Genomic DNA, 24,714 nt, shown 5'->3' on the forward strand with positions numbered 1-24,714 from the left:
CTCCGGGATTTGCGCTGTTCGCGGATGCGCCGCCTCGCGTCAAACCTGAGGCTGCACCTCAGTCGTTGGCCGGCTGCTCAGGCGAGTTTCACTTTGGCCAGGACGCTCTCAACCGTGGATGTGTTGCCAACAAATTGCGCCCCTGACTTATAAGCGGCGCGTTGAATGAAATCGAAAAGAGAATGCGCATCATGGGAATGAGAAGGACAATTCTTTCTGCAATCATAGTTGTGATGGCTGGACCAGGTTTTGCCCAAACCAGCTTGCTCCCGGAAGACCTCCAGAAAACTCTGAGAGAGACTAACGCGATCTGGCAAACGGGAAACCTCCTCGCGAATGTGAAGAAGATGGAGGAGTCTTTCACACCGCTACTGCTCGCCAAGCCGAAAGGCGATGTGATCGTTGAGTCAGATATCAGCTATGGATCTGACCCAAAGCAGAAGCTCGATATTTATCGGCCGAAGGCTGTCATCAAGGAAGCGCCGGTTGTCATCTTCGTGCATGGGGGCGCCTATGTCATGGGCGACCGAAACGTAAACCAGGCAATCTACGGAAACATCCCCACCTGGTTCGCGCGTCAAGGTGTTCTGGCGCTCAGCATGAGCTATCGCCTGGCGCCGGCTGCGACCTATCCGTCAGGCGCCGATGACGTTTCGGCGGTCGTTGCCTGGGCGAAAAAGAACGCGGCACGATACGGGGCCGATCCAGACAAGATATTCTTGGTCGGTCATTCGGCAGGCGCCACTCATGTCGCAACATATGCCTTCAATAAAAAGGTTCAGCCTGCGTCAGGACCCGGTATTGCGGGAATGGTGCTGATGAGCGGCCGTTACCGCCTCAACTTTGATCCCAAAGATCCGTCTGGAAAATTCATGCAAGCCTACTTCGGGACCGATCCGGCAGAATATCCTGACCGATCGGTGATCAACCATATTGCTGGCTCTACGGTTCCGACGTTTGTTGTCATCGCCGAGTACGACAATCCAGGGCTCGATGTCAGCGGTGCGGAAATTTACGCAGCACTATGCATTGATGGCAAAAAATGTCCGCGCTTCACGAGACTTAAGGATCACAATCATCTTTCGATGGTGCACTCCTTTGATACGGCGGACGAAGCGTTGGGACGGGAAATTCTGGAATTTGTGACGACAAAGAAGTAGGCGTGTTTCGCGAGAAGTCTTTCTGAGCCGCAGCGCTCATACGATCGTCCAAAAGGGCTGGCCTCATCGACAGCCCTTTTGTTCGATTGTTGCCCTTGCCGTCCGCGGCCTTGTCGTCGCCGTCTCGCGTGTTGATCGCAGAATTTCCGGTCGCCGCGGAGAAGTCGAGATTGTCGACGGATTTGCTACCAATGACGGTGGCTTCCATATTGCCCGTCATCGTGGCCAATAACGGCGCATCGCTCTGTTGGTAACGGCAGCGTCGAAAGGTCAGCTTACCAATACAAAATGAGCAGCCCCGACCTGCTGTGCCGCCCCAAACCTGTCCGCATCACATATGAGATAAATCGACGCGCTGCCCGCGTCGGCGCCGCATCGCGTTGACGGTCGAAGTCTCCTCCATACTGTGCTCCTGCGCCTTAAGAACGCTAACCAGCATCGAGGAGCCGGATGAGACGCGCGCTGCCCTTTCTTTGGATTCTTGGAATTCTTGGTCTGATTGCTTTCGCTCCGGCGCAGGCATCCGCCCAGACCTACCCGAGCGGACCGGTCACGATCATCGTTCCGTATCCTCCCGGCGGGCAGATCGATGCTCTGGCGCGCATGATGCAGCAGAAGCTCCAGCCAATTCTGGGGCAGCCGGTCGTGGTCGAGAACAAGCCCGGTGCGGGCGGCAATATCGGCACCGCCTACGCGATGCGTGCTGCGCCTGACGGACACACCATCGTCCTGACCACGGATGGCGTGATGGTCGTTGCTCCTCACGTGTTTGCAAACCTGGGATTCGATCCGACGCTCGCTACCCCGATCACCATCGCCAGCGAGACGATGGTCGGGATTGCGGTGAATCAATCCATTCCCGCGAAGAATATCCCTGAGCTGATCGCCTATGCCAAAGCCAATCCCGGCAAGGTGACCTATGCGGCCCCCGGCCTGCCGCAGCACATCGTCGCGGAGCTGATCAAGAAGCGGGGGGACGCCGATATCCAGTATGTCCCGTACAAGGGCGGGGCGCCCGCTTTGTCCGATCTCATGGGCGGCCACATTCAGGCGGTGGCGATCACGGTTCCTTCGATCCTGCCGCATCTTTCGACCGGTTCGCTTCGCGTGATCGCGGTTTCAGGCAAGGAGCGCTTCCCGCAATTGCCGGACGTGCAGACGATCTCCGAAACCTATCCGGGCATCGAACACATCTCGTGGACGGGATTCTTCGCGCCGCCCGGAACTCCCAAGCACATCATCGACACGCTGAACGCAGCGTTGACCAAGTCGATGAAGGAGCCGGACGTCGCCGAGAAGCTGGCCCGCAACGCCGAGAAGGTGATTGCGACCGATGCCGCCTACGCGAGCTCACTGGTCAAAAGCGATCTTGCCAAGTGGGGCGAATATCTGAAGCAGGTGAAAATCAACGTCGAGCGTTGATCCGGCCTACCGTTCATTCGGCTCCGTCCATGGAGCCGAATGAACGAGATGCATTATGCCGTTGGCCAGTCCTTCAGCGAGGCGTCGATCCCAGCGGCGAGCACATCCGGCATGAACAGCATCACGCTGTTGCCGCCTGCGTCGAGAACCTGCTGCATCCCATACTTGTTCACGGGGCAGCCTGCCGATTTTCCAATCTGGCGCGCCACGTCAAGAATACCGAATGTGATGTCGCGTATCTGCGCATGATCGCCACGGCGCGGAAGTCCGTATGATACCGCGAGATCGGATGTGCCGACGTTGGTGACGTCGCAACCTTCGGCCAGCATGATCTCTTTTACGCGTTCGACGCCCTTCACGGTTTCGATCAGCGCTGCGTAGATCATCGTGTCCCCGGTGTCGGGGTAGATCTCTCTCATGAGCCCCCGCACCGCCGCGATTTCATCGGGACTTTCCACGTCGGGCATCATGAATCCATCGATGCCACATCCGAGATACCGGCGCAGCAGGCCCATGTCCTTCGACCAGGGACGAACCACGACGCACGCGTCACCCAGATGCGCCGCGCGCACCAGATGCGGAATGCTTTCGATGTCCGGTCCGGCGGTCTCGCAATCGAGGAAGATGTAGTCGAAGCGCGGCGCGAGTGCAGCGACAAGGTCCGCGGACGCGAATTTGGGGGCGATGCCGATGACGTGGTCGCGTTTTGCGAGGCGGGATTTCAGTTTTTCGCGGAGCGGTATCATGCCGGCCATCTAGCGATCCGTCGCGAGGGCGGTCAAGACGCGCGAGCCTGGTAGCGAGCCGCGCAAGCGACGTGTTGCATCACAAGCGTGATATCGGCGTGCCGGCGTTGCCGCATCTGTTGTCCCGATATTCAATCGGCGGAGCCTGAGAATTAACAGAGTGCGAGGGATGCGCAGCGTCGACGCCGACGTTGCCCGAGGGAAGGTGAGTATGAATCGTCGAAGCATGATGCTGGCAATGATCGGCGCGCTGACGAGTGCTGCCGTGGGAAGTAAAGCCCGCGCACAGGCCCTGGATCTGTCGCGGCCGTTTACGATTCTGGTCGGATTTCCCGCTGGCGGATCGGTGGACATCTCCGCCCGGCTGGTGGCCGAGGAACTTCGGACGTCGCTGGGCGCGACAGTGGTTGTTGAGAATGTCACCGGTGCCGGTGGCAAGATCGCGGTTGAGCGGGCGAAGAACGCGCCTGCCGATGGAAAGACGATCCTCGTAACGCCAGCCGCGACGATGACGCTCTATCCGCTGATCTACAACAAGCTCAGCTACGATCCGGTCAAGGACTTCATCCCGGTCGCGCAGGTCTGCACGCTCGATTACATGCTCGTGATTTCGCCGAAGGTCGTCACCGGCAAGGTCAATACGATTGCGGATCTTGCCGCATGGTACCTGGCCAACCCCACGAACAGGGTTTACGGGCATGGCGCAGCTGGCTCGCCCATGCATTTCGTCGGAGCGATGTACGGCAAGCACGCGAAACTCGATCTGACCCATGTTCCGTATCGCGGCGCGACCCTGATGATCCAGGACCTGCTGGGCGGACAGATCGGCGTCGCCGTGACCACCATTGCCGACTCCTTGCCGCATCTGAAGTCCGGCGCGCTCAAGGCAATCGCCGTCACCGGTTCGAAGCGGTCCGAGTTTCTCCCGGACGTGCCGACATTCATCGAGCAGGGCGCGGACATTGTCGCAGAAGACTGGTTCGGGGCCTTCGTCCGTTCGGGAACGCCGAAGCCGATCGTAGACCAGCTGAATTCCGTCATCGCGGCAGGCGTTGCGAAACCAGCCGTGCGATCGCGCTTGTCGAACCTCGCCTTTGGTTCGCGCGCGATGCCGCAGCCGGAATTCGCAAAGGTCTTCAGCGCCGAAATCGAAAAGTGGACGCCGGTCGTACAGGCAACGGGCTTCAAGATCGAGGAATAGCGCTGCGCCATCTCGCGTCCGCGCGCGATCAGTCAACGATGCGTGCGGTTCCGGTGGCGCTCAGGTGCGCCGCCGCACGCGCTTGTGCAGGTCGTAAAGATTATTGCTGCCAAGCAGGGCCATGTTCCGATGAAGCTCGGCATGCAGCAGCTTGATGGCGTGCCGAACGCCCTGTTCTTCGCCGAGCGCGGCCGCGTACAGGAACGGACGCCCGATGAACACCATCTTTGCGCCCTGGGACATGGCCTTAATGACATCGGTGCCGCGACGAATGCCGCTGTCATAAAGCACGGGCATGTCGCGCGCGGCTTCAACGATTTGCGGCAACGCATGAAGCGGAGAGATGGCGCAATCGAGCTGGCGTCCGCCGTGGTTTGAGGCGATCACGGCATCGGCGCCGATCTCGCGGGCCTTTGCCGCGTCGGACGGTGAAAGAATTCCCTTGACGATAAGGCGCCCGGTCCACTTCTTGCGGATCCATTCGAAATCCGCCCAGCTGAGTGCGTCGCGCACATGCGCGCGCGTTGCCGTCGCCGAAAACACCGGCGCGCCGCCGGCTGCGCTTGCATTTTCGTAGCGCGGCATGCCGTGCTGCAGATACGTGCGCATGGCGGTCTTGAACAGCCAGCGCGGACGCCGCGCAACTTCCAGTGCCAGCCTGACGGTCGGCCTCATCGGCGTCGTGAAACCCGCACGAATGAGGTTCTCGCGGTTGCCGCTCACGGAAACGTCGGCTGTTATGACAAGGGTTCGAAAGGCGGCGGCGGAGACCCTGTCGATCAGCGCTCCGATCTCATCGCGATCGACCGACAGGTAGGCCTGAAACCACGCATCCGGGTTGATCCTGGCGATTTCTTCAAGCCGGACCAGCGAAGACCCGCTGAGGATGAATGGCACGCGTTCCTCGCGCGCCGCCTTTGCGAGCGCGCAATCCGCGCGAAAGCCGGCAAGGCCCGCCCCGCCCATGGGCGCGATGCCGAACGGCGCTCTCCACTGTTCTCCAAACAACGAAACTTCGGTCGTGCGCTTGGACGTATCGACCAGCACCTCAGGGACGAGGTCGAAGCTTTGAAACGCCGCGCGGTTTCCATTCATCGCGCTATTCGTTTCGGCTCCGCCGGAGATAAAGCTGAAGATGCCGTTCGGAAGGATACGGCGGGCGAGCGGCTCGAGGTCCTCAAGCGCCAGCACTTGGTCGATGCTACTCATGGTCTCCGATCGTCAATTGTCCGGATTTTGCGCGGACATTATCGTCCAACACACCCCTTCGGCTAGGCGATTCGATATATCGCATACGTGATATCGCCATCAGCGGGGGCGTGCGGTTCCGTTCACCTATCAACAAGGTCTGCGCGTTTCGTTATCGTTGGTCGCCAGATCTACAAGGATCAGGCGACCGAGCGGATGAATTCGAGCGTCTTGTTTGCGCACAGATCCGGACTGGATGCAGCGACATGGTACGACTTTCCGGGCAGAACCAGCAGGCTCGATTGCGATATTCTTTGCTGCCACGCGGCAGTCTCCGCCACCGATCCGATGCCGCTGCCTTCGGTCGTGATGACCAATGTCGGCGCGACGATCTTCTCAAGCTGGTCGAATATGTCGAAGACCGCGACGTCGCGCACGAATCCGATCTGCGTTGATGAAGCCGTTCGGCCCATGAATTGCGTCCACCACGTCACCGCTTCGGCCGGCATCGATTCCCCAAGCCTGGCTGCCATGTTGACCTTCGCCCACGCTTCGACGCCGCCCTTTTCGATCAGGTCCGGAGACGGCCCGCCGGTGGTCAGCTTCGATATGGAGGCCGGCACACCTGCGACGGTCAGCGTCGCAACGCGGTCCGGATGCTGTGCGGCAAGCCGCATGGCGGCGAGGCTGCCAAGCTTTGCCGCAACAACATGAACGCGTGCGACGCCGAGATGATCGAGCAAGGCCAGGTAATCATCGACGATGCGCGTCGCGGACCAGTTGTAGTCAGCCGGCATCGGCGAAGAATCGCCGAAGCCTCGCATGTCAGGTCTGATGACTTTGAAATGGCGCGCAAAATGGGGCACCCAGCCGTACCACGCAAGTCCGCTCTCCGCATTGCCGTGCAGGAAAACAACGGCCTCAGGCCTCGTCCATGGATCGGTGTAGTCGTCGAGGCGGAAGTGAATGTTGCAACCATCAGGCATTCGAAGCGAAGGCATCACGTCATCCCGGTACAAGATGTTTGTTGATCTAGCCGTGTCGCGCGTACGGTTCAACCGACGCCGGCGCAGCGGAAGGGTTCAGGAGGAAAGCATGTTCGCATTGTCATCGATTAAAGCGCGTTGTGTCACGGCTCTTGCGGTCGCGACGACAGCTCTTGTGACGTCACACGGCGCGGTCGCGCAGCAGCCCAAGAAGTTGATCGTGGCGCAAAGCAGCCTGAGCATGAATTTCGTACCGATGTACATCGCCGAACAGGCCGGCTTCTTCCGCGACGAAGGGCTGACTCTCGACATCACGCTGGTCGGCGGCGGTCCGAAGGCCATGTCCGCACTGATCAGCGGCAGCGCCGAACTTGCTATCGCTGTCTTGTCCGATGGCATCAATGTGCATCGCAAGGGCCTGAAAGACGTCAAAGCCATTGCCGCGCTTCTTAACGGCTACCCGTCTGGCATCACCGTCAACTCGGCAATTGTGAAGAAGAAGGGTGTCGATCTGAACGCGCCGCTTGCCGAGCGCGCCGCCGCACTGAAAGGACTGAAGATCGGGATCACAACGCCAGGCTCGTTCTCGGACTTCATGGCAAGGCAGGCCGTGACACAACACGGCATGAATCCTGATCGCGATATCGAACTCGTCCCCGTCGGCGGCTACGACACCATGCTGGCTGCTTTCCGCGCAGGGCGAATCGATGCCTGCGTGTGCATACCGCCGGCCGATCAGCTTCTGATCCAGGAAGGCGCAGCAGTCGATCTCATCGAGGCGAAGCGGGATTTCGCCGGAATGCGCGATGTTCCGGTCGGGATTGCCTACACGACCGGCACGATAATCGGAAAGAAGCGAGACGAGATCGAACGGTTCATGCGTGCCATTGCGCGCGCGGAAGCGTTAATGGCGCGGGACCCGACGGCCGCCGAGCGCGCCACCAAAGCCGTCATGTCGAAGATGTCTCCCGAAACATTCGCGATGATGTGGCCGGTCTTCAAGCCGCTTGTCGCGACGGATCCGGAGATCTCGGCGTCCGGATATGAGAAAGAACTCGCCCTGCAGAAGATCGTTCTTCCGCCGGAACAGAGTGCGCCCGTCCAGTTCGAGGATCTTGTCGACACGTCGCTGGCGCGTGCCGCCAAGGCTGCGGTCGGTTCGAAATAGCGCTCCGCGAGCTACTTCAGCGCGTCTTGCCGCTGCTATTCGGCAGCGGCAAGCTGTCGGTCATATTCCAGCACGCTGAGCAACAGCACTTGTGCGGCCTTGCCGCACTGATCGAGCGAGGAGAATTCCGCCTCGTTGTGGCTGATGCCATCCTTGCAGGGCGCAAAGATCATCGCCGACGGCGCGACGCGTGACACATAAACCGCGTCGTGGCCGGCGCCCGATACGATATCGCGCCGGGTGAATGGTGTGCGCGCCGTGGCCCTGCGGATCGCGTCGAGGCATCCCTTGTCGAATGCGACCGGCGGCTGTTCCCAGATCCGCGTGAGTGTTCCGGAAAGATCGAGATCGCGCAGCGTCGCGTCCCATGCCGTCCGGATTTCCACTTCCATGGTTTCGAGGGTTGCGTGGTCGGGATGGCGCAGGTCGATGGTGAAGAAGGTTTCGCCCGGCACGACGTTGCGTGAATTGGGTTTAGATTCGATCGAGCCGACAGTCCCCACAGCATGTGGAGGATGGCGCTTCGCGATCTGATCGATCGCATCGATCATGCGCGCTGTGCCGACCAGCGCATTCTTGCGCATCGTCATGGGTGTCGCGCCGGTATGCGCATCCTGTCCTATGATTGTTGCATCGAACCAGCGCACGCCCTGCGCGCCGGTGACGATGCCGATGTCGCAATTCTCACGTTCGAGGATCGGGCCCTGTTCGATATGCAATTCGAAATAAGCCGAGAGCGGATGATCGCCGCAGCGCTCCGGTCCGCGATAGCCGATTGTGTCGAGCGCATCGCCGAAGGTCACGCCGCTGCGGTCCTTCTGTGCCACCGCGTAGGCGCGATCGAACACGCCCCCGAATACACCTGACGCAATCAACGCCGGTGCAAAGCGTGAGCCTTCTTCGTTGGTGAAGTTGATCGCTTCGATCGGCGCGTAGGTTTCGTAGCCGGCTTCGCGCAGCGTGCGCAGCACTTCGAGTGCGGACAGCACGCCCAGCACACCGTCGAATTTGCCGCCCGTCGGTTGGGTATCGAGATGGCTCCCCATCGCAATCGGCGGAATATCCGTCCGGCTTCCCTCCATCCGCGCGAACATGTTGCCCATGTTATCCACCGTCACACGGCAGCCGAGACTTTCCGCGCGCGCCTTGAACCAGTCGCGGACTTCGCGATCCTCCTCGCTCAGGGTGAGGCGGCAGATGCCGCCCTTTGCAGTCGCGCCGAATGCGGCCGTCTCCATGATGTCGTCCCAGAGCCGGCCGGGATTGATCGCGAGATTGCCGAGATTGTGCTGGGTTGGCGCTTGTTCGGTCATGACACGGGATTGTCGAGCTGCGGTGTGAGGCGAACCGAACACGACATCACGCGGCGCGCAAGGGCGAGAGTGGGCCTTATGCCGCATCGGGCCGGGCCCCGGGAGGAAACGGTGCGGCAGGGCGACCTGCATAAATGCCGGCCGATCCATCTTGTTGTCGGCCGCGCTTTCTCTACACTCTGCTCAATCGATAGGCATGTCCTGCTTGGACTCGCGTCCAAAGGGCTCATTTGCCGCGCCAGACCGGGGTTTTCCGACTGGCACATTCCTTGATGCTTCGACTTGTTGGCCTTTCCAGACGTTCGCGTTCCCAGGGGAGAAACAATGTTGAAATCGATCTCTGTTCTGAAATTTGGCCCGGCCTTCGCTGTTGCGAGCGCGATCGCAATGTTTGCGAGCCCGGCCTCGGCACAGTCCACGGTGCGGATCGGCATGACCGCGGCGGATATTCCGCGGACACTTGGCCAGCCCGATCAAGGGTTTGAAGGCAATCGCTTCACCGGCAACACGATGTACGAGGGTTTGACCCTGTGGGATCTGTCGTCCGCCGACAAGGCGAGTGTCATCATTCCCGGCCTCGCGACCGAGTGGGCGGTGTCGCCTGCCGACAATACGAAATGGATTTTCAAGCTGCGGCCCGGCGTAAAATTTCACGATGGCTCCGATTTCAACGCCGATGCCGTCGTCTGGAACGTCGAGAAGGTGCTGAAGCAGGACGCACCGCATTTCGATGCCAGCCAGGTCGGTGTCACGGCTTCGCGCATGCCGACGCTACGTAGCGCCCGCAAGATCGACGACATGACCGTCGAATTGACGACGTCGGCCCCGGAATCATTGCTCCCGATCAATCTGACCAACCTGTTCATGGTGTCGCCGGCGCACTGGAAGAAACTCTATGACGCCACGACCGCGACCGACCCGAAGGAAAAGGCGAAACAGGCCTGGGACTCCTTCTCGCGCAATTCGTCGGGAACCGGCCCGTGGAAGATGGAGCGTTTCGTGCCGCGCGAGCGGCTCGAGCTCGTGAAGAACGACAATTATTGGAATCCGGCGCGCCGGCCGAAGGTCGACAAGCTTGTCCTCCTGCCGATGCCTGAAGCAAATGCCCGCACCGCTGCGCTGCTCTCGGGGCAGGTCGACTGGATCGAGAACCCGGCGCCCGACGCGTTGCCGCAAATCAAGCAACGCGGCTTCGTGATCTACGCAAATGAGCAGCCGCACGTCTGGCCGTGGCAGTTCAGCCGTATCGAGGGCTCGCCCTGGAACGACATCCGCGTTCGCAAGGCTGCAAATCTCTGCATCGATCGCAACGCGATGAAGGACGGGCTCCTTGGCGGACTGATGGCGCCGGCCAGTGGCACGTTCGAGCCCGGCCATCCCTGGCGCGGCAATCCGAAGTTCCAGATCAAGTATGATCCGAACGAGGCCCGCAAGCTGATGACCGAAGCCGGCTTCTCCAAGACCAAGCGGCTTAAGGTGAAGACGCAGACCTCGGCGTCCGGGTCGGGTCAGATGCTGCCGCTGCCGATGAATGAATTCATCCAGCAGAGTCTCGCGGAGTGCTTTTTCGACGTCGAGCTCGACGTCATCGAATGGAACACGCTGTTCACCAACTGGCGCAAGGGAGCCAAGGACGAATCCGCCCGCGGCTCGCACGCGACCAACGTGACCTATGCGGCGATGGACCCGTTCTTCGCGATGATCCGCTTCCTGGATTCGAAGATGGCGCCGCCGGTCTCCAACAACTGGGGCTTCATCAACGAGCCGGAATACGACAAGCTGGTCGCGGCGGTCCGCACCGCCTTCGATCCGGCGGAGCGTGACAAGGCTCTCGCCGCCCTGCACGAGCGCTCGGTCGACGAAGCCGCGTTCCTGTTTGTCGCCCATGACGTCGGACCGCGCGCCATGTCGCCGAAGATCAAGGGCTTCGTGCAGCCCAAGAGCTGGTTCGTCGATTTCTCGACCATGACGATGAACTAGCGTCAGTCAGGGCAGCGCTGCGAACTGCGGCGCTGCTCATTCCTCTCACTGGCTTGCCGGTCGAGCGCCTGGATCCTGCAGGAGCGCGCTCAGCTCCGGCGTCAGCCCGATCGCCGGCAGGGGATCGGTCAGGCGGTCGGACGTTGCAGTCCCATCGGGCGCTGACGCGGCAGCTTCCGCTGCGGTGAGCGCGGCCGCGAGTCCATCGATCACCGGAAAATCGAGCATTGCGGCAACGCGCGGCGCGATGGGAGCGAGCCCCGCGCCGCCGAGAACGATAACGTCAGCACGAAATTTTTTCGACGCGATCCGGCATCCCTCCGCGAGCAGGGCGATACTGCCTTCCGGGTCCGCCGCGATCTCGGCGCCGGTGGGCGCGATCGCATGTACGCCGCCAAGCTGTGCGGACAGGCCGAGCGTTGCGACATATTCCGTCAACATCGGGATCCAACGCTCGCCGCCCGTGACAACGGCAAAACGGCGTCCTCCGGCTGCGGCAGCGCGGCACCCGGCTTCGGCCATCCCGATCACTGGCACGGGCGCCAGCTCGCGCAGGGCGCCAAGGCCCGGATCGCCGAAACAGGCGAGCAGCACGGCATCCGCGCCGTGTCCGAACGCCGCGTAGGCGTCGAGCGCGGCATGGCTGGCGATCGCGTAGGCGGCGCGGGTTCCGATATAGCGTGGACCGAAACGGCCTGTGACGCCAATCAGTTCGGTTGTCGGCGATGCGAGCGGGCGCGCGGCGGCCACGACGAGATCGGTAATCGACTGGCTGGCATTCGCATTGAGAAGCAACAGCCGCATCGCGCTCTCCATATCGCTTGGCACAAGCCTTGCTCTTTCAGTGGAACGAAGCGGCGACGGCCGCAAGCGCTAACCTTCGGGAGATGGCTATGATCGGGATCCGCATCATCGCGCTCGGAGCGGCACTGGTATTCGCGGCAACCGCACCGCAGGCGTCCGCGCAGGGTGTCCTTCGCGTCGGCATGACCGCTGCCGATATTCCGCTCACGACCGGCCAGACTGACCAGGGCGGCGAAGGCCAGCGCTTCATGGGCTATACGGTCTATGACGCTCTGATCAACTGGGACCTCTCCTCGGCCGACAAGCCGTCGGAACTGACGCCCGGTCTTGCCACAAAATGGAGCGTCGACGAGAGCGACAAGTCCAAATGGATTTTCACCCTCCGCGAGGGCGTCAAATTCCATGATGGCTCGGAGTTCACGGCTGACGCCGTCGTCTGGAATCTCGACAAGCTTCTGAAAACCGACAGTCCACAATTCGATCCAAGGCAGTCGGGGCAGGGCCGTTCCCGCATTCCGGCGGTCGCCAGTTACAAGGTCATCGACAAATACAAGGTCGAGATCACCACGAAATCGCCCGATGCAACGCTGCCCTATCAGCTCGCGTGGATATTGATGTCGTCCCCTGCGCAGTGGGAGAAGGTCGGCAAGAGCTGGGACGCGTTCGCACGCACGCCATCCGGCACCGGGCCCTGGAAGCTTGCGGCATTCGTGCCGCGTGAACGCGCCGAGCTCGTGCCAAACAAGGATTACTGGGATGAGCAGCGCCGTCCGAAGCTCGACAAACTGATCCTGTTGCCATTGCCCGAAGCTAACACCCGCGTGGCGGCGTTGCGATCGGGTCAGGTCGATTGGATCGAGGCGCCGTCACCCGATGCCATCCCGTCGCTGAAGAAAGCCGGATTTCAGATCGTTGCGAATGCCTATCCGCATAACTGGACGTGGCACCTGTCGCGCGTCGAAGGCTCGCCGTGGAACGATATTCGCGTTCGCAAGGCCGCCAATCTCGCCGTCGATCGCGAAGGCATGAAGGAGTTGCTCGGCGGTCTGATGATCCCGGCCGAAGGCTTTTTCCCGCCCGGCCATCAATGGTTCGGCAAGCCGTCCTTCGTTCTGAAGCGCGACCTTGCGCAGGCGAAGAAGCTGCTAGCGGAAGCCGGTTACGGACCCGGCAAGCCGCTCAAGACCAAGATCCTGATCTCGACATCGGGCTCGGGTCAGATGCAGCCGCTGACGATGAACGAATTCGTGCAGCAGAATCTGGCCGAAGCCGGGATACAGGTCGAGTTCGAAGTCGTTGAATGGAACGTGCTGATCAACATCTGGCGCGCGGGCGCGAAAGATCCATCGACGCGCGGCGGCACTGCGATGAACTACACCTACTTCATCCAGGATCCGTTCACCGGCTTCATCCGGCACCTTCAGTGCAATCTTGCGCCGCCCGCAGGAACCAACTGGGGTTTCTATTGCGATGCGGACATGGACAAGATGTTCGACGCGGTTCGCACCACCTTTCGATCCGGTGGAGCAGGCAAAATTGCTCCAGAAGGTGCACGAGAAATTCGTGGACGAAGCGCTGTTTCTCATGGTGACGCATGACGTGAACCCGCGTGCCATGAGCGCGAAGGTCAAGGGTTTCGTCCAGGCCAGGAACTGGTTCCAGAATTTCTCGTCGATCACGATGGCGCGCTGAATGATGCGGGCCAGTCTTCCTGCGACAACCTCATCCGGCCATTGACTGGGAGCCGATAAGATGCCGCAATATCCGTCAGTCTGGTTTTAAGCCAGTTCGGAAGTGAGAAACGATGCTTGTCTACATCGCCAAGCGTATCGTTTTCGCCATCCCGGTCGTCATCGCGGTGGCGCTGGTATGTTTCCTGCTCGTTCACATCGCGCCCGGCGATCCTCTGGTGTCCGTCCTGCCGCCCGATGCCTCGCAGGCCCTGGCCGAGCAGATGCGCAAGGAATACGGATTCGACCGTCCGTTGCCGGTGCAGTTCGGCCTGTGGATGTGGAATGCGCTGCACGGCAATCTCGGAACATCGATAGCCTCCGGTCGCTCGGTCACCGAAGAGGTAACGCGTGCGGTCGGCAACACGCTGATCCTGGCAGGCTTTGCGAGCCTGATCGGCTTCGTGTTCGGTCTGCTGTTCGGCATCCTCGCCGGCTATTTCCGCGACTCCTGGATCGACAAGCTGGTCACCACGATTTCGATCACCGGTGTCTCCATGCCGCATTACTGGCTCGGCATGGTGCTGGTCATCGTGTTCTCCGTGATCCTCGGCTGGCTGCCTGCGGTCGGCGCGGGTCCGGGCGGCTGGGCCTGGGACTGGGATCATTTCCAGTATCTGATCCTGCCTGCGGCCACGATGTCGGTGATCCCGATGGGCATCGTCAGTCGCACAGTGCGCGCGCTGGTCGGCGATTTGCTGTCGCAGGAATTCGTCTCGGCGCTGCGCTCCAAGGGCCTCGATGAAGTCCGCGTCTTCCGGCACGTTCTGAAGAATGCCGCGCCAACCGCGATCGCGGTGATGGGTCTGCAGCTTGGTTATCTGCTGGGCGGCTCGATACTGATCGAAACCGTGTTTTCGTGGCCGGGGACCGGCTTCCTGCTGAACTCTGCAATCTTTCAGCGCGATCTGCCATTGCTGCAGGGCACGATCCTCGTGCTGGCGCTGTTCTTCGTCTTTCTCAACCTCCTCGTCGACGTGCTGCAGGCGGCGATCGATCCACGCATCAAGCGGGCCTAGGCAATGACTGTGGTCACCGCCAGCCTTCCGAACGTTGCCGTTATCGCGAAGACCCGCGGCTATTGGGGGGGCGTGCTGCGCCGTCTGTCGCGCGATCCGGTGAGCGTCGGATGTGCGCTCGTCATTCTCCTGATCGTGCTGGCGGCGGTGTTCGCACCGTGGCTTGGTCTGGCCGATCCGTATCAGGGCAGCATGATCCGCAGGCTTCGTCCGATCGGCACGCCCGGCTATCCGCTCGGTACCGACGAACTCGGTCGCGACATGCTGTCCCGCCTGGTCTATGGCGGCCGGCTGACGCTGTTCATCGGTCTGACGCCGGTGGCATTCGCCTTCATCATCGGAACGCTGCTCGGCGTGACGGCGGGCTATGTCGGCGGCGTGACGAACCAGCTCATCATGCGCACCATCGACATCTTCTACGCGTTTCCGTCGGTGCTGCTGGCGATCGCGATATCCGGCGCGCTCGGCGCCGGCATCCTGAACAGTCTGATTTCGCTCACGATCGTATTCATTCCGCCGATCGTGCGCGTCGCGGAAAGCGTGACCACGAGCGTGCGCAATCTCGATTTCGTCGATGCTGCGCGCGCGTCGGGCGCAAGCGGCCTGACGATCATGCGCGTGCATGTGCTCGGTAACGTGCTCGGTCCGATTTTCGTCTATGCGACCAGCCTGATCAGCGTCTGCATGATCCTCGCCGCCGGTCTGTCCTTCCTTGGTCTCGGCACCAAGCCACCGGAGCCGGAATGGGGACTGATGCTGAATACGCTGCGCACCGCGATCTACGTCAACCCGTGGGTGGCCGCGCTTCCGGGTGTGATGATCTTCATCGTGTCGATCTGCTTCAATCTTCTCAGCGACGGTTTGCGGAGTGCGATGGATGTCAGAAGCTGAGACGCTCGCTCCCGCGGTCGATATCGGCGGGCCGGCACAGCCGCTGCTGGAGGTCCGGCAACTCGTCAAGCATTTCGATGTCGGCAGCGGCCTGTTCGGCAGCAAGGCGGTGGTGCGCGCGGTCGATAACGTTTCGATCTCCGTCGACAAGGGCGAGGTTGTCGGCCTGGTCGGCGAATCTGGCTGCGGCAAGTCGACGACCGCGCGGCTGATCGTCGGCTTGATGCCCTATGACAAGGGCCGCATTCTGTTCGATGGCGAGGCCGTCGGCTCGACGCTCACGATGCGCGATCTGCGCCGACGCGTGCAGATGGTTTTTCAGGACAGTTACGCCTCGCTCAATCCTCGTCTCACCGTAGAAGACACGGTTGCGTTCGGCCCCCGCGTTCATGGCCTCGCAGCCGATGCATCGCGTGAGCGCGCGCATGAACTCCTGCGCAAGGTCGGGCTCGATCCGGCCGTGTTTGCCGGCCGCTATCCGCATGAATTGTCCGGTGGGCAGAAGCAGCGCGTCAACATTGCGCGTGCGCTCGCTTTGTCGCCGCGTCTCGTAATTCTCGACGAGGCGGTATCGGCGCTCGACAAGTCGGTGGAGGCGCAGGTTCTCAACCTCCTGATCGATCTTAAGAACGATCTCGGCCTGACTTACATCTTCATCTCGCACGATCTCAACGTCATCCGCTTCATCAGTGATCGGATCGTCGTGATGTATCTCGGCGAGGTGGTGGAAAGCGGCCCGGTGGACTCGCTGTGGGAAAGACCGCGCCATCCCTATACCGAGGCGCTATTCGCGGCGATGCCCTCGCTCGATCCCGACAACCGCACGCAAAAGCCTCCGATCGCGGGCGACCCGCCAAATCCGATCAATCCGCCGTCCGGTTGCCGCTTCCACACACGCTGCGCATTCGCCGAAACCGTCTGTAGCGCGAAAGTGCCGGCGCTTTCGCCCGCTGGGCCGGATCGTCATGTCGTCGCCTGCCACATGGTCGATCCGCAATCCGGGCATTCGCTCGCGGGCACCCGCGGGCCAGATTATGGGGCGAGCCATGGCTGATGTGACAACCGAGCGCGTTGCGATCATGGCCGCTGCCGCCCGCGTATCGCTGCCGGAAGGATCGCCCGCCCGCATCGCCAAGGCAGTCGCACCGGTGGCGACACGCATGGCGCAGGATGACATCGCGATCGCGTTCGAGGTCGAGCCTTCGACCTACGAGCTGATCGCGCGGCGCGGGGCGAAGCGATGAGCGATCCTGCGCTGCTTTCGCTTGCCGATGCCGCGAACGCCATTCGCGCGCACAAGCTGTCGTCGGTCGAAGCGACGCAGGCGCTGCTCGCGCGCATCGAGACGTGGCAGCCGGTGCTGAATGCGTTCGTGCGGCTCGACAAGGACGCAGCGCTGAAGGCGGCCAAAGAAGCGGATGCGACACTCGCAAAATCCGGACCGACGGGTCCGCTGCACGGCGTGCCGCTGGCGCACAAGGATATGTATTACGTTAAAGGCAAGCCTTGCGGATGCGGCTCGAAGGTCCGCGACGGCTGGATTGCACCGGCGACCTCGACTGCGCTCACACGTCTGGAGGAAGCCGGCGCCATCCGCATCGGCGCGCTGCACATGGCGGAATTCGCCTATGGTCCGACCGGGCACAACGCCTATCTCGGGCACGCGCGCAACCCGTTCAATCCGCTGCACATAACGGGGGGATCGTCGTCCGGATCGGGCGCGTCGGTCGCAGCGCGATTGACTTATGCGGCGCTCGGCTCGGATACCGGGGGGTCGATCCGCATGCCGGCGCATTGCTGCGGCGTGTCCGGCCTGAAGACCACGACCGGCCGTGTCAGCCGAGCGAATGCAATGCCATTGTCATTCACGCTCGATACCGTCGGCCCGCTGGCGCGTAGCGCTGAGGATTGCGGGCTGATCGCCGAGGCGATTGCAGGTCCCGATCCGCTGGATCCCGTGACAGACAAGTCGCCGTTCTGGGACAAGGCAGCCGCGCAGCGCGATGTGAAGGGCCTCACCATCGGGGTGCCGACAAGTTTCTATGTCGATGATCTCGATCCGGATGTGGCTGCGACGCTCGACGCAGCGATCAGCGAGTTCGAACGGCTTGGCGCGCGGGTCGTGAAGGTCACCATGCCCGACCAGACCGCAGTCGCCGCGGCGGCGATCGTCGTTCTTGCGGTTGAAGCCGCGGCGTTGCATGCGCCCTGGCTGCGGACACGGCCAGGCGATTACACGCCGCAAGTGCGCAACCGGCTTGAGAATGGCTTGGCCTACAGCGCGATCGAGTATCTCGAAGCGTTGCGCTGGCGAGGGCCGGCGCTGCAGGCGCATCTTGATGCAATCGGCGACGTTGACGTAATCCTTGCTCCGGCATCGCGGTCGGCTCCGCCCCGTATCGACGAGACCGATGTCGGCGGCGGACCGAGTGCGGAGGAAATGGTGGTGGCCGTGATGCGCTTCATGCGTCCGGTCAACTATCTCGGCCTGCCGGTGATGGTGGTGCCGGCCGGACGCAGCGCGACCGGTCTTCCGATTGGATTGCAACTGATCGGGCGTCCGTTCGGAGACGAGACGTGCGTCGCCTTCGGCCGCGCCTTCCAGCAAGTCACCGATCATCATCTGCGAATCCCGGAATTGCCGCAATGAACACGCCGCCAAATCCGGTCGTCGATATTTCCGACCTGCATGTCCGCTTCAAGGGCGAGCGGATCGTGCATGCGCTCAATGGTGTCGATATCAAGCTCGCACAAGGCGAGGTGCTGGGATTGCTCGGCGAATCCGGCTCCGGCAAGAGTGTCACGCTGAAGGCCCTGCTCCGCATGTTGCCACCGAAGCGTACCGAGATCAAAGGCAGCATCAAGGTCGAGGGCAGGGACGTGATGTCGCTCGAACCGGCCGCGCTCGAAAATCTGCGCGGTGGCGTCGTGTCGATGATCTTCCAGGAGCCGATGCTCGCGCTCGATCCGGTCTATACGATCGGCGATCAGATCGCGGAGGCCGTAGTCAAGCACGAGAAAGCGTCTTACGCCGACGGGCGCAAGCGGGCCCTCGAGATGCTTGAGCGCGTTCGCATCCCGTCCGCAAAGCGCCGTCTCGACAATTTTCCGCACGAAATGTCCGGCGGGATGCGTCAGCGTGCGATGATCGCGCTCGCATTGTCCTGCCGTCCGAAGGTGTTGCTGGCGGACGAGCCGACGACGGCGCTGGACGCCACGGTGCAGATCCAGGTGCTGCTGCTGCTGCGTGAATTGCAGCGCGAACTCGGCATGGCGGTGATCTTCGTCACTCACGATATCGGCGTCGCGGTCGAGATCAGCGACCGCATCTCGGTGATGTATGCGGGCCGCATCGTGGAAAGCGGCTCGCTGCGCCAGGTGGTGAAGGCGCCGGCGCATCCCTACACGCGCGGCCTCCTGTCTTCGACCATGCATGGCGCGCATCGCGGCCAGCGCCTCGAAGCCATTCCGGGCTCGCCGCCGCGGCTCGACACGGTGCCGGCCGGTTGCGCATTTCATCCGCGCTGCTCGCAGGCAATTCCCGAATGCGGACAGCATGCCGTCTCGCTTGAGCAGGTCGGCGTCGGACATACCGCCCGCTGCATCAGGGTCAAGGCTGCGGCTGATGCAAGCGCAGTGACCGCGTAACGCCACCCGCCGCGTAGCCTCGGGATACGGCCGCCGCTATGCAGCGCCCAGCTTCCGGAAATGGCGGGCGCGTCAGATTTGCGCTGACGCTGCCTGTTGTGCTCTTTGGCGAAATGTTCGCCTCGTGCTGACGCGCCCGACAAGAGAACTGGATAACGACGATGACTGCTTCATCCGCCGCGAGAAAGAAGCTTGCAGCCCGCCTCAAGGAGCCGGGATTGATTTCCGCGCCCGGTGTCTTCGACATGATTTCAGCCCGCATCGCGGACGGGATGGGTTTCGACGCGCTTTACATGACCGGCTACGGAACGGTCGCCTCCCATCTCGGTCTGCCGGATGCCGGCCTTGCAAGCTACACCGAAATGGTCGGTCGCGTACGCCAGATCGCGGAAGGCACGACAACGCCGCTCATCGCGGATGGCGACACCGGTTACGGTGGTCTTCTGAATGTTGATTTCACCGTACGCGGCTATGAGGCCGCCGGCGCAGCCGCGATCCAGATCGAGGATCAGGAATATCCGAAGAAGTGCGGCCACACGCCGGGCCGGCGCGTGATCCCGATCGAAGACGCCGCTCGCCGCATCAAGGTCGCGAGCGAAGCGCGATCGTCGAAAGAGTTCCTGATCATCGCTCGCACCGATTCCCGCACGGCACTCGGTCTGGACGAGGCGCTTCGGCGCGCCGAGGCCTTTCTGAAGGCGGGTGCGGATATTCTTTTCATCGAGTCGCCGGAAAGCGAAGCCGAGATGGAGAAGATCGGTCGCAGCTTCGACGTCCCGTTGCTCGCGAACATGGTGGAGGGCGGACGCACGCCAATCCTCAGGCGCGCCGAACTGGAACGGCTCGGTTTCAAGATCGCGATCTTCCCGGCATCCGGATTTCTGGCGATGGGAGCCGCGCTACGGTCGGTCTATGGCGAGATCCTCTCGACCGGATCGAGCAAGGCGTGGCCGGGCGAACTCTATCCATTCAACGATTTCTCCCGCCTGATGGGGTTTGAGCGGGTCTGGGCTTTCGAGCGCGACCACGCGGAGCTCTGAAGCGCGAAGCCTCGCTCCCCGCTAAGATACTGAAAAATCTCGTTTTTGCTCGACGCCCCGTCCGCCGACGGCGCGTCGTTCCTTTGTGCGATCGGAGTGTGATGAGCCTCACATACCCGCAACGCCGGTCGCCCTAGATTCACGGCGAGATCACGGTCGTCACCCTCGATGACAGGGAGGCCAAAAATGAACCGGAAGATACTTCTCACTCTACTTGCTGCTGCAGGCGCCATCGCCGCTGTGTCGGCACTTGCCCCGACCTCACACACGCAGACCATCACGTCGAAAACCGATCTTCGCTACGACTATCAGGGGATCCGTCAGGTCAACCGCCATGTGTTCGATGGTTGTCTCTCGGAGCCGGTCGAGTGCGGACTGGTGGTCTGGTAACGAGTGGAGATCGTGCCATGACCAACAGGGTCGTTAGTGAGTTTGCCGCGTTTCCAGCTCTTGTTATCGCCGCGTTCCTCGTGCGTAACGCCGCAGTGCTGATCGTTCTGTCGGTGCTTGCCATCGGCGCGCTGGCGGTGGGCTAAGCCCCGGTGCACGGCGTTACGCGCCGCCCTCCGCGATCGTCGTCAGGGCGCCCGGATTGACCAGAACAATCTCGCCGCGCTCAAGCTGGATCAGCTTGAGATTCTCCCAGTCACGCAATTGCTTGTTGGTGCTTTCGCGGGAAGCGCCGATGATCTGCGCAATTTCTGTCTGGGTCAGCGCAATGCGCTGACTGCCGGCGGTTTCGGCAAGTCGCAACAGCGTTCGCGCGAGCTTGGTGGACAGGTCGAGAAACATGACCTCTTCGACCTGCCGGCTGGTATTGCGAAGGCGACCGCACAATACTTCGATCAGCTTCTGCGCAACGTCGGGGCGGCTGTGAACCAGCGGCAGAAAATCGCGCCGTTCGATCACGAGCAGCTTGCAGTCGGTGATCGTAATGACATCGGCTGTTCGTTCGCCGCCGTCCAGCAAGGCAATTTCGCCGAAGATATCGCCGGCGCTCAGGACATTGAAAACCGCGTATTTTCCCTGAGCGGAGAACGAGATGACCTTGACCTGCCCTTCGAGGATGGCAAACAGGCTCGCCCCCGGATCGCCTTTCGCGAATATCGTCGCGCCGCGCTCGATAGTCCTTACGCGCGCATGAGATCGCAGCTGCTGCAGCAAATCGGGACCGAGAATTCCGAAAATCGGATGACCGCGGAAGAAGGCAAGTCGTTTGGCGATTTGCAGCTGATGGGCAGGAAGTTCGGTCTTCATCGTCATCCTGATTCGAAAATCATCACCTTGGTCAGCAGTTGCGCGAAATCCGTTCAGCCCGGAGTGGACTTCTTGACGGCGGACAATATTTCGCGAGCGCGTCGCAGATCCCGGGTCTCAAGACCCTCCTTGAACCAGCCATAGATCGGTTCAAGCAAACGCCGCGCCTCGTCGTCCTTGTCGTGCGAGTGCCAGAGCGCGGCAAGGTCCTTCGCCGCGCGCAATTCGAAGGAGTGTGCGCCCTGCAGGCGAGCCACGCCGATCGCTTTCATGAGGTTTGCTTCGGCCTCGTGCGCCCTGTTTGGGCCCAGCGCAACAAGGAGCTTTGCGCGCTGACGATAAAGCTCGGCTTCCCATGAGCGGCCGGTGACATCGTTGAGTGCCGCAAGCGACCGCTCGATGATCGCAAGCGCCGCTTCGCTTTCGCCTGACCTCGCGATCATATCGGCCAGCCAGGTATCCATCATCGGCAGCATGTAGCTGACGCCCTTGCTGCGCATTTCCTCGAGCCCGAGCTTGATCTCGATCTTGGCCTGTTCGAGATGGCCGAGTTCACCGAGCGCGCGCCCGCGCGACACCCTGGAGAGAAGCACATAGAGCGAAAACCGCTGCTCGCGCGAAATGTCCAGGCTGGTTTCCGCATTCGACAGCGCGGAGGCCGGTTCGCCGCGCATCAGGTGCACGACGGATGTCATGTAATGCGCGAATGCGATGCTGTAGGGCTGTGCAAGATTGCGGGCGAGATCAAGCGCTTCGGTTACCCGCGACAGCGCCTGATCGGGGTATCCGAGAATCCACAAAGCCCATGACAGCAGGAGAAGCGAAGCCGCCTGCGGTTCCACCATGTAGCGGCTGTAAAGCGATTGCTCGCCGCGCTGTTGCGACAGCGCGATCGATTGCTCGAAATGCTGTCTGGATTGGCCGAAATGTCCGACCGACAGCAGCGTACTGCCCATCACACGGTGCGCTACCATCAGCGGGACCACGTCGGAAGATGCCTCCGCCCTGGACAGGAACTCGTTCGCCATCGCGAGCGCTTCGTCGTTCTTGCCGCTCATCCACGAATGGCCCCACAGGCCGTACAGCGCCTGGAAGTACTCACCCGGACTGTTCAGCTGCAGGCAAAGGACGCGCGCGCGGGCAAACACCTCGCGGGTCTCTTCGGCGGCGTACCCGCGAACCGCGATGATCGGGATGCCAAGCGCGAGCTGAAGTTCGATTTCCTTGGCGGCGCGCTCGGGCACATCCGGCCATCCAGCGAGCGCCTCAAGCGCCTTCCGAAAATGCGCGATCGCTTCGACATTCGCAGAATGCGCCAGCGCACGCTGTCCGGATTTGTACCAGAAATGAACCGCGAGCGTATGATTCCCGGCCTCGCTGAAGTGGTGGGCAAGAAGCTCAGGCTGGGTCTCAGCCACCTCGGGAAACTGCGTGTCGAGAAGCGTGGCGATGTCCGCATGCATCTGCCGGCGGCTGCTTCTGAGAAGCGAGTTATAGATCGCGTCGCGCAACAGCGCGTGTTTGAATGCGAACAGGACCTGGGGCGATATTCCGACGCGATAAACGATATCCGCGTCTTCCAGTCTTGCAAGCGTGAGACGAAGGTCGTCTTCGTTGATCTTCAACGCCAGTGCCATCAGTTCGTACGAGAATTCGCGTCCGATGACGGCGGCAATCTGGGCTAGCCGACGGCCCTGCGGCACCCGGTCGAGCCGCTCCATCAATGCGTCATGGAGCGTGTCCGGGACCTTGATGATCTCCGGTTCGGCCTCCGGCGAGATAACCGAGTCCGTAACGCGATTGCGCATCGAAGCGAGGATGCTGTTTGTCAGCTCCTCGATGAAGAGCGGCAATCCATCAGCTTTATCGATGATCTGGTTGAGAATCGGCTGCAGCATCCGCCGTTCCTTCAGGCAGATCGCTTCGACCATTCCTGCAACTTCGCTGCGGGAAAGCCGCGTGAGCGAATGGACAGTGACGTTGGCGCGAGTAAGCCAGGTCGGTCGGAATTCCGGCCGATACGACACCACAAGCAGAATGCGCGCGCGGTCAATACGGCTGATGGCAAGCTCGAGAAGCTCCAGCGTAGAGGGGTCGATCCAGTGGACGTCCTCGAAAATGCACAGCGTCGGTCTGTCCGACGAAAAGGCGAGAACCATGTCAACCAGCGTGCTGACGGTCCTGTTCTTGATCTGTTGCGGGGTGAGTGCGGCGAGTTGATCCTGGTCCTCGCTTGCAATCGACAGAAGGTGCGCAATCAGCGCAATTGCATCCTCCGCCGAGGCGAGTGCGTCGGGCATGTAGGCCTGAAGCTTCTCGAGCTTTTGGAGATCGGGATCTCGCGGAAGAAGCTTCGCGGCGCGCTCGATCTGCTCGATAATGGGGAAGAAGGCGCTTTGGCTGTGATAGGGCGAGCACTGATGGTTCAGCAGGAAATGCGGCTCACCCTGAATCTGCGTCTTCAGTTCATGGATCAATCTTGACTTGCCGACGCCGGGAAGTCCGGACAGCAGGATCACCTGTCCGTCGCCTTCCTTGCTCTTCTGCCACCGGTCCAGAAACATGCTCAGTTCGGTTGAGCGCCCGACAAGCGGTGTCAGGGTGTCCGCATGGGCCGCCTCGAAGCGGCTGGTGAGGTTCTTTGCCGCCAGGACGCGATAGACCTGCAGACGTTTTGAAACTCCCTTCAGTTCATGCTGGCCGAGATCCTGATACTCGAACGCCCCGGCGAGCAGGCGTCTTGTCGTTTCGGAAATCAGGATGGTATTGGGCGCGGCGATAGTCTGAAGGCGCGCCGCGATATTTGGCGTCTCTCCTACGGCATCAATGGATGTATCGCTCGCGCCGCCGATCGCGCCGACGACGACCGGCCCCGAACTGATGGCAATCCGCGCGGCGAGCGGTACTTGCGTCGCGATCTTGGTAATCGCCGCAATCGCTTCCAATCCGGCGTGAACTGCGCGAATCGCATCGTCTTCATGGGCGTGCGGCCAACCGAAAAACGCCATGACGCCGTCGCCCATGTAGCGCGCGACCCAGCCGCCGTATCGCTTGATCGCTGCGCCACAGGCCTCCCGATAGGCAGCGATGAGTATCTGAAGGTCTTCAGGCTCCAGCCTTTCGGACAGTTGCGTCGACTCGACCATGTCGCAGAACAAAAC

Annotated in this window: 21 protein-coding genes and 1 pseudogene; 15 read left to right on the forward strand and 7 right to left on the reverse strand. The window is 61.5% G+C overall.

Annotated elements, in window-relative coordinates; genetic code table 11:
* Positions 1-161: 161 nt before the first annotated feature.
* Both VNZ93_RS10640 and VNZ93_RS10645 read left to right on the forward strand, forming a co-directional pair.
* On the forward strand, positions 162-1,160 hold the full coding sequence (locus VNZ93_RS10640; protein ID WP_325704081.1) for an alpha/beta hydrolase: 999 nt from the start codon (positions 162-164) through the stop codon (positions 1,158-1,160).
* Between the two features lie 450 nt (positions 1,161-1,610).
* On the forward strand, positions 1,611-2,582 hold the full coding sequence (locus tag VNZ93_RS10645) for a tripartite tricarboxylate transporter substrate binding protein (protein ID WP_325704084.1): 972 nt from the start codon (positions 1,611-1,613) through the stop codon (positions 2,580-2,582).
* 53 nt (positions 2,583-2,635) lie between these two features.
* Here the strand turns inward: VNZ93_RS10645 and VNZ93_RS10650 are convergent, their stop codons facing one another.
* Positions 2,636-3,337, reverse strand: coding sequence for an aldolase/citrate lyase family protein (locus VNZ93_RS10650; RefSeq protein ID WP_325704087.1), 702 nt, complete (start codon positions 3,335-3,337; stop codon positions 2,636-2,638).
* A 202-nt stretch (positions 3,338-3,539) separates the two neighbouring features.
* Here VNZ93_RS10650 and VNZ93_RS10655 point away from each other — a divergent pair, with 202 nt between their 5' ends.
* Entirely contained in the window at positions 3,540-4,529 is a 990-nt protein-coding gene (locus tag VNZ93_RS10655) for a Bug family tripartite tricarboxylate transporter substrate binding protein (protein ID WP_325704090.1), read from the forward strand.
* Between the two features lie 60 nt (positions 4,530-4,589).
* Here VNZ93_RS10655 and VNZ93_RS10660 read toward each other — a convergent pair whose 3' ends face one another.
* Positions 4,590-5,738: an alpha-hydroxy acid oxidase gene (locus VNZ93_RS10660; protein ID WP_325704093.1), complete on the reverse strand. Its 1,149-nt coding sequence runs from the start codon at positions 5,736-5,738 to the stop codon at positions 4,590-4,592.
* A gap of 179 nt (positions 5,739-5,917) precedes the next feature.
* Entirely contained in the window at positions 5,918-6,718 is an 801-nt protein-coding gene (locus VNZ93_RS10665; protein ID WP_325704096.1) for an alpha/beta hydrolase, read from the reverse strand.
* A gap of 94 nt (positions 6,719-6,812) precedes the next feature.
* Between VNZ93_RS10665 and VNZ93_RS10670 the strand changes: the two genes are divergently transcribed.
* A complete protein-coding gene (locus VNZ93_RS10670; RefSeq protein ID WP_325704099.1) occupies positions 6,813-7,871 on the forward strand; it encodes an ABC transporter substrate-binding protein in 1,059 nt (352 codons plus the stop codon).
* 35 nt (positions 7,872-7,906) lie between these two features.
* On the opposite strand, the gene VNZ93_RS10675 is transcribed toward VNZ93_RS10670, so the two are convergent.
* On the reverse strand, positions 7,907-9,184 hold the full coding sequence (locus VNZ93_RS10675) for a M20 family metallo-hydrolase (protein WP_325704102.1): 1,278 nt from the start codon (positions 9,182-9,184) through the stop codon (positions 7,907-7,909).
* A 324-nt stretch (positions 9,185-9,508) separates the two neighbouring features.
* On the opposite strand from VNZ93_RS10675, the gene VNZ93_RS10680 reads away from it, so the two are divergent.
* On the forward strand, positions 9,509-11,164 hold the full coding sequence (locus VNZ93_RS10680; RefSeq protein WP_325704104.1) for an ABC transporter substrate-binding protein: 1,656 nt from the start codon (positions 9,509-9,511) through the stop codon (positions 11,162-11,164).
* 45 nt (positions 11,165-11,209) lie between these two features.
* Here the strand turns inward: VNZ93_RS10680 and VNZ93_RS10685 are convergent, their stop codons facing one another.
* Positions 11,210-11,968 carry an aspartate/glutamate racemase family protein gene (locus VNZ93_RS10685; protein WP_325704107.1) on the reverse strand — a complete coding sequence of 253 codons (759 nt, stop codon included), beginning with the start codon at positions 11,966-11,968 and terminating at the stop codon, positions 11,210-11,212.
* Between the two features lie 89 nt (positions 11,969-12,057).
* On the opposite strand from VNZ93_RS10685, the pseudogene VNZ93_RS10690 reads away from it, so the two are divergent.
* The 10 genes and pseudogenes from VNZ93_RS10690 (at position 12,058) to VNZ93_RS10735 (ending at position 20,832) form a co-directional block, all read left to right on the forward strand.
* Positions 12,058-13,660 (forward strand): annotated as a pseudogene (locus VNZ93_RS10690) (ABC transporter substrate-binding protein).
* 112 nt (positions 13,661-13,772) lie between these two features.
* Positions 13,773-14,717, forward strand: a complete 945-nt coding sequence (locus VNZ93_RS10695; RefSeq protein ID WP_325704110.1) for an ABC transporter permease — start codon at positions 13,773-13,775, stop codon at positions 14,715-14,717.
* 3 nt (positions 14,718-14,720) lie between these two features.
* Entirely contained in the window at positions 14,721-15,608 is an 888-nt protein-coding gene (locus tag VNZ93_RS10700; protein WP_325704113.1) for an ABC transporter permease, read from the forward strand.
* A complete protein-coding gene (locus tag VNZ93_RS10705) occupies positions 15,595-16,662 on the forward strand; it encodes an ABC transporter ATP-binding protein (RefSeq protein WP_325704115.1) in 1,068 nt (355 codons plus the stop codon). Before VNZ93_RS10700 ends, VNZ93_RS10705 begins: the two co-directional genes overlap by 14 nt.
* On the forward strand, positions 16,655-16,852 hold the full coding sequence (locus VNZ93_RS10710) for a hypothetical protein (RefSeq protein WP_325704118.1): 198 nt from the start codon (positions 16,655-16,657) through the stop codon (positions 16,850-16,852). Before VNZ93_RS10705 ends, VNZ93_RS10710 begins: the two co-directional genes overlap by 8 nt.
* The gene (locus VNZ93_RS10715; RefSeq protein ID WP_325704121.1) at positions 16,849-18,258 is read left to right on the forward strand and encodes an amidase; all 1,410 of its coding nucleotides are present in this window, start codon (positions 16,849-16,851) and stop codon (positions 18,256-18,258) included. Before VNZ93_RS10710 ends, VNZ93_RS10715 begins: the two co-directional genes overlap by 4 nt.
* On the forward strand, positions 18,255-19,256 hold the full coding sequence (locus tag VNZ93_RS10720; protein ID WP_325704124.1) for an ABC transporter ATP-binding protein: 1,002 nt from the start codon (positions 18,255-18,257) through the stop codon (positions 19,254-19,256). Before VNZ93_RS10715 ends, VNZ93_RS10720 begins: the two co-directional genes overlap by 4 nt.
* 161 nt (positions 19,257-19,417) lie before the next feature.
* Complete coding sequence (locus VNZ93_RS10725; RefSeq protein ID WP_325704127.1) at positions 19,418-20,296, forward strand: isocitrate lyase/PEP mutase family protein; 879 nt, start codon at positions 19,418-19,420, stop codon at positions 20,294-20,296.
* Between the two features lie 186 nt (positions 20,297-20,482).
* A complete protein-coding gene (locus VNZ93_RS10730) occupies positions 20,483-20,686 on the forward strand; it encodes a hypothetical protein (protein WP_325704130.1) in 204 nt (67 codons plus the stop codon).
* A 17-nt stretch (positions 20,687-20,703) separates the two neighbouring features.
* A complete protein-coding gene (locus VNZ93_RS10735; protein ID WP_325704133.1) occupies positions 20,704-20,832 on the forward strand; it encodes a hypothetical protein in 129 nt (42 codons plus the stop codon).
* A 16-nt stretch (positions 20,833-20,848) separates the two neighbouring features.
* Here the strand turns inward: VNZ93_RS10735 and VNZ93_RS10740 are convergent, their stop codons facing one another.
* Both VNZ93_RS10740 and VNZ93_RS10745 read right to left on the reverse strand, forming a co-directional pair.
* Positions 20,849-21,553: a Crp/Fnr family transcriptional regulator gene (locus tag VNZ93_RS10740; protein WP_325704136.1), complete on the reverse strand. Its 705-nt coding sequence runs from the start codon at positions 21,551-21,553 to the stop codon at positions 20,849-20,851.
* Positions 21,554-21,606: 53 nt separating this feature from the next.
* Positions 21,607-24,714: AAA family ATPase (locus VNZ93_RS10745; RefSeq protein WP_325704139.1), on the reverse strand; the 3,108-nt coding region annotated here is incomplete at its 5' end.

Source organism: Pseudorhodoplanes sp., from assembly GCF_035565795.1.
In the GTDB taxonomy this organism is placed as follows: Bacteria; Pseudomonadota; Alphaproteobacteria; order Rhizobiales; family Xanthobacteraceae; genus Pseudorhodoplanes.

Bases quoted from the DNA above. Each gene is read 5' to 3' on its own strand.
- VNZ93_RS10710 (WP_325704118.1), top strand. From the start codon at position 16,655: ATGGCTGATGTGACAACCGAGCGCGTTGCGATCATGGCCGCTGCCGCC.
- VNZ93_RS10645 (WP_325704084.1), top strand. From the start codon at position 1,611: ATGAGACGCGCGCTGCCCTTTCTTTGGATTCTTGGAATTCTTGGTCTG.
- VNZ93_RS10650 (WP_325704087.1), bottom strand. From the start codon at position 3,337: ATGGCCGGCATGATACCGCTCCGCGAAAAACTGAAATCCCGCCTCGCA.
- VNZ93_RS10720 (WP_325704124.1), top strand. From the start codon at position 18,255: ATGAACACGCCGCCAAATCCGGTCGTCGATATTTCCGACCTGCATGTC.
- VNZ93_RS10670 (WP_325704099.1), top strand. From the start codon at position 6,813: ATGTTCGCATTGTCATCGATTAAAGCGCGTTGTGTCACGGCTCTTGCG.
- VNZ93_RS10725 (WP_325704127.1), top strand. From the start codon at position 19,418: ATGACTGCTTCATCCGCCGCGAGAAAGAAGCTTGCAGCCCGCCTCAAG.
- VNZ93_RS10660 (WP_325704093.1), bottom strand. From the start codon at position 5,738: ATGAGTAGCATCGACCAAGTGCTGGCGCTTGAGGACCTCGAGCCGCTC.
- VNZ93_RS10700 (WP_325704113.1), top strand. From the start codon at position 14,721: ATGACTGTGGTCACCGCCAGCCTTCCGAACGTTGCCGTTATCGCGAAG.
- VNZ93_RS10655 (WP_325704090.1), top strand. From the start codon at position 3,540: ATGAATCGTCGAAGCATGATGCTGGCAATGATCGGCGCGCTGACGAGT.
- VNZ93_RS10695 (WP_325704110.1), top strand. From the start codon at position 13,773: ATGCTTGTCTACATCGCCAAGCGTATCGTTTTCGCCATCCCGGTCGTC.
- VNZ93_RS10705 (WP_325704115.1), top strand. From the start codon at position 15,595: ATGTCAGAAGCTGAGACGCTCGCTCCCGCGGTCGATATCGGCGGGCCG.
- VNZ93_RS10665 (WP_325704096.1), bottom strand. From the start codon at position 6,718: ATGCCTTCGCTTCGAATGCCTGATGGTTGCAACATTCACTTCCGCCTC.
- VNZ93_RS10735 (WP_325704133.1), top strand. From the start codon at position 20,704: ATGACCAACAGGGTCGTTAGTGAGTTTGCCGCGTTTCCAGCTCTTGTT.
- VNZ93_RS10740 (WP_325704136.1), bottom strand. From the start codon at position 21,553: ATGAAGACCGAACTTCCTGCCCATCAGCTGCAAATCGCCAAACGACTT.
- VNZ93_RS10675 (WP_325704102.1), bottom strand. From the start codon at position 9,184: ATGACCGAACAAGCGCCAACCCAGCACAATCTCGGCAATCTCGCGATC.
- VNZ93_RS10715 (WP_325704121.1), top strand. From the start codon at position 16,849: ATGAGCGATCCTGCGCTGCTTTCGCTTGCCGATGCCGCGAACGCCATT.
- VNZ93_RS10730 (WP_325704130.1), top strand. From the start codon at position 20,483: ATGAACCGGAAGATACTTCTCACTCTACTTGCTGCTGCAGGCGCCATC.
- VNZ93_RS10680 (WP_325704104.1), top strand. From the start codon at position 9,509: ATGTTGAAATCGATCTCTGTTCTGAAATTTGGCCCGGCCTTCGCTGTT.
- VNZ93_RS10685 (WP_325704107.1), bottom strand. From the start codon at position 11,968: ATGCGGCTGTTGCTTCTCAATGCGAATGCCAGCCAGTCGATTACCGAT.